This is a genomic window from Mesorhizobium sp. M5C.F.Ca.IN.020.32.2.1 (genome assembly GCF_004023105.1).
Taxonomy (GTDB): Bacteria; Pseudomonadota; Alphaproteobacteria; order Rhizobiales; family Rhizobiaceae; genus Mesorhizobium; species Mesorhizobium wenxiniae.
The window spans coordinates 1-3,497 of record NZ_RZSX01000688.1; the positions used below are offsets into that span (position 1 = coordinate 1).

Genomic DNA, 3,497 nt, shown 5'->3' on the forward strand with positions numbered 1-3,497 from the left:
GATCTACACCGTCTGGTACAACTTCATCAAAATGCACAAGACGTTGAAGATGACGCCGGCAATGGCGGCTGGCGTGTCGCAAACTCTCTGGTCGATGGAAGGACCTTTGCGAGAAGATGGACGCCGTTGCGCCGAAGCCGGGAAAGCGCGGCCCTTACAAAAAGCGCGTGGCCGAAAATTCAAACTGAGACACTACCAAATGATTGGGTCTCTTGGGCGCGAGAATCTGGGTCGACAACCACCGCCCGAATTGTGCCGAGTTGCCCGGGAAACTGCGAACTCCCACTAGGTGACCGCTGAATGACCCGCCGATTAATTGCGGAAGAGCTCGAAGGCGCCGCCGACCGTATCGCCGATATGCCGCGCGCGGATCTACAGATCATTCTGCGGCGGGCTGCATTAATGCTCAGAAACGTCTCAGGCGTGCCGCTGGAGCCGACCACCACAGACGCGCTCGATTCCATCGCGGCTGAAATGAAAATTGGCCGGTCGGAACTCATCCAGATCGTGCTGCGCGAGTGGCTGGAGACGAACGCTTACCTGCCTGTCCGAACGATCGACGAGGAAAGCGAAACAGACGGCAGCGCCTAGGCTGGGGAGGGACAGGTATGTAAAAGACCCGCCGCTACATTTTGCGAAGCGACGGGCCTCCATGAGTGCCGTGCATTGGGGTGCCCGGTATTGCTGACCATGCAATTGCGGTGCCAGACGTATTGACCCATTGCGGGGCACCTAATGGCTTCTACACAGCGGAATTGCCGCCCACGTACTTCATTTGCATGTTTCTATTACATTAGAACTGGCAAATATATATCCATCCATGCGAGAGCCCCTAAGGCTCGCTGGTCAGGCCCGGCGGTCTCCCTCCCAACCGTAAGCCGCTGGGCCGCTCGAAGCTTGCAGTGGCGCCGGGCCACTTTCAGCCCCTTCGTTCGAAAGTTGGCTTCCAATCGCGATTGCGCGCCCGCTGCTGGCCCTCGTAGTCAGGAATGCATGTGAAGAACACCGGCCGGCGGTCACGGCCGGCAGCCTTGCAATTCGAGCAAATAAAGAGCCCGACCAGGTCGTCATGCATCGAGCCGTGGTCACGGCCGAGCCTGTCAATTAGCCCCTGGATATCGAGCTTCGTCGATTTGCAGCACATGGGTGCCCGCAATTGACATAGATCGATTCGCGGGCTGCCAGAGTGTCGGCGAGGGTCTTTTGGGGCATGGCGATCTCCGTTGAAGGGCTCGCCGCAACGGAGAGGAATATAATCCTGATGCCTATGTGAAACGCAAGCGGGTCTGTTACCTAAAGCCAACCATTTCGACCGGCTATGTACATCCACGCACCAGAAATGAAGGTTGCGGCGCCCAAAATAGCGCCGAGATAGAGCCGGCCTTCGCGGGACGGACCGGCGCCTAAATAGAAGGCCGTTGCGAGGAGCAACAAGCCAACGCACATGATGCCCATCCCAATTTTCCGCATATAGCTCCCAGTTCCCTTATTCTTCTCGAAAATCCTGCAGCGTTTGTAACACGGGTCAGTGACGAGGATGGGAAAGTGACGGTCAGGATCGATGGCCGAGGGCCAGTCACTGTAGATGTCGCAACAGTGTCGCGCGAGCCCGCACCTAAGCTCCGCGGATCTCGGTAGCGAATCCGACCAGCGCGAATCTCGACAATGCCTGAAGCTTCAATAAGAGTGACTAGCCGCCTGGTTTTGCTTGAACGTCGCGGGACTGCGAGCCTCTTGCAAGACCGATTAGATGTCGAATAGGTGTTCGGCCCGATACCGATCTCGTCTATGATGTCGGGCGTGTTGTTGTGCGGGCCGCCGACCTGCTGTCGATCGGCCAAACTTTCATCAGTTCGGATGGTACGGCTTCATCAAGTCGGCCGAGTCGGGCTCCGGCCCAGCCCAACGCATGTAATCCGACGGCGCCAAGATGAGCGGCATCGGTTATAGATGGTCACCATCACTCGTTTGGCTCGCAGGTCACAACGGAAAAGGTGTGGATCAGCTCACCGGTTCGGGCCTAATCCCTCTACTCGTCAACGAGGCCGGCCAACGCGAATGACTTGCCCGACTTCATTGGCGATCGCGCCAAGCTGCTTTTTCTTGACGGATGAATCAAGCGTCTGCCACTCGAAATAGCCGTCGATCGGCACCAGGCAGGCGTGCGAGGCATAGGCCCTCTTGAAAAAGACCATGGCGGCGATCGCTCGCAGCTTGCGTTGTTGACAGCCGGCAACGGGTGGCGGGCGTCAGCCGACGCCACCCGAGCACAAGGCCATGGAGCCGATTCAAAGCCGCCGGTCGACAGCTCTTCCCTTACGATGATCGGATAGCCCAGGCCTGGTGCCCCGTGATGTTAGATTTGGCGGAGTCGCGTCCACACATTACGGCACTCAATCGAGGGATCGGGGGCGCCAAAACCACTAAGCATATCCGCCAATTCACGCGATCCAACTTCCTTGCGTCGATATCTCAGGTCACGAAGAACGAGGTTGATGTGATTGCAAGATTCGGGGAAAGGGTGGCGAACTGTATTTGAGATGCACCCCCTGCCCCGTCGCTGTCGAAAGAGAGTGCTCCGGTTGAATTGTTGTAGAGGATACGGTCGGAACTGTCGTGCGCGGCCGCACCCGCAAAAAAAGCGGTGGATGTGAGCGCGCCCGAGCTCAGCCCGGTAAAGATTGCGTTGTCGAGGTGGATCTTGTCCTGGAGCTTGTTGAAGTCAATAACCCTGTCGATATTGCCGGCCCCCAGAGCGGTATTGAAAACGAAGGCATCATTGCCGCCATTGCCGGTCAAGGTGTCGGACCCGCGGCCGCCATTGATGACATTGGCGCCTGCATTGCCCTTAATGGTCTGGGCGAACTCATTGCCGGTGAGATTGATTGCCGTGGTGCCGGACGGGTTGGTGGTGGCCAGAAGCTCGACCTGCGAGCCGGCCGCAAGCGCATAGCTCACCGAAGCGTGCACCCTGTCGATGCCACCGCTCACTGCCTCAACCACCTTGTCGCCGGCATTATCGACATAATAGGCGTCGTTGCCGCCATAGCCGATCATCGTGTCGGCGCCGCCGAGGCCGTTGATGACATTGGCGCCGGCATTGCCCTGGATGGTCTGGGCGAACGCGTTGCCGTTGAGGTTGATTGCCGTCGTGCCCGACTGGCTGGTGGTGGCGAGAACCTCAACCTGCGAGCCGGCTGCAAGCGCGTGGCTCACCCCAGCGAACACCCTGTCGGTGCCGCCGCCCACCGCTTCAACCACCCTATCGCCGGCATTGTCGACGTAGTAGGTGTCGTTGCCGCCGTAGCCGACCATCGTGTCGGCGCCAGCGAGGCCGTTGATGACATTGGCGCCGGCATTGCCCTGGATAGTCTGGGCAAACGCATTGCCGGAGAGGTTGATTGCCGTCGTGCCAGACGGATTCGTGGTGGCGAGAAGCTCGATTTCCGAGCCGGCCGCGAGCGCATAGTTCAGCGAGGTGAGCACCCTGTCGGTGC

General features: G+C 58.9%; 3 protein-coding genes and 1 pseudogene. 2 read left to right on the forward strand and 2 right to left on the reverse strand.

Going from position 1 to position 3,497, the window contains the following annotated elements:
- Positions 1-289: pseudogene (locus EOA86_RS41570) on the forward strand (hypothetical protein); the annotation flags it as partial.
- An 11-nt stretch (positions 290-300) separates the two neighbouring features.
- Positions 301-591 carry a hypothetical protein gene (locus EOA86_RS27020; protein ID WP_128344482.1) on the forward strand — a complete coding sequence of 97 codons (291 nt, stop codon included), beginning with the start codon at positions 301-303 and terminating at the stop codon, positions 589-591.
- 1,445 nt (positions 592-2,036) lie between these two features.
- Here EOA86_RS27020 and EOA86_RS38890 read toward each other — a convergent pair.
- Positions 2,037-2,195 carry an SOS response-associated peptidase gene (locus tag EOA86_RS38890; protein ID WP_164892009.1) on the reverse strand — a complete coding sequence of 53 codons (159 nt, stop codon included), beginning with the start codon at positions 2,193-2,195 and terminating at the stop codon, positions 2,037-2,039.
- Between the two features lie 277 nt (positions 2,196-2,472).
- Positions 2,473-3,497 (reverse strand): calcium-binding protein (locus tag EOA86_RS27025; protein WP_164892010.1); only part of this gene is annotated, 1,025 nt, incomplete at its 5' end.